The sequence below is a fragment of the Arthrobacter sp. GMC3 genome, assembly GCF_002929305.1.
Classification (GTDB): domain Bacteria; phylum Actinomycetota; class Actinomycetes; order Actinomycetales; family Micrococcaceae; genus Specibacter.
In genome coordinates this window covers 1-509 of the sequence record NZ_PJIO01000177.1, presented here as the reverse complement: position 1 = coordinate 509, position 509 = coordinate 1, and the positions used below count along the sequence as shown (strand labels likewise).

The following is a 509-nucleotide window of genomic DNA, read 5'->3' as shown; positions in this document are numbered from 1 at the left end:
CCGCCCACGTCTGCGGCGACTCGGGCTTAAAGTCCTGGCGAACACCTGCTACTACATCCCACCAGGGACTGATTGCACGCCCGTAAAGCGCCTGAATTTCCGCGTCTTCAGTAACGCCATTCGTTCGCTCACCTTCCGAGCGAAACCAGAACCGATTGATATCGCCACCAACCCAGGCAGTAGCTTCCCAACTGAGGGTGCTACCTTCATTTGCGTCCTGGTACTCAAGTTGATCTAGCAGAAGGAACCAGGCCAGATACTTGTCATGGACCGTATGACCTTGAAGACCAGGGAAAGCCGCTTCTCTATCCGCATCGGTCAATACTGGAATGAACGAGGGATGAACCATGCCGGGCATTTCGAGCGTATCGTCATGCTTCATTTGGCCATGGTTCATCTTGCTATGGTCCATCGCACCATGACCCATTGCAGAATGGTCCATTTGCCCACCGGAGCCATGATTCATTGCCGCGGGCTTGGCAGAAGATGCAGGGGCTTGAGCTGCCGGA

At 54.8% G+C, this 509-nt stretch carries 1 protein-coding gene; it reads right to left on the bottom strand.

Going from position 1 to position 509, the window contains the following annotated elements:
- Window positions 1-382, bottom strand: a 382-nt coding sequence (locus tag CXQ94_RS24180) for a copper resistance protein B (protein ID WP_219817136.1), incomplete at its 3' end; no start/stop codon positions are given.
- Between the last annotated feature and the right edge of the window lie 127 nt (window positions 383-509).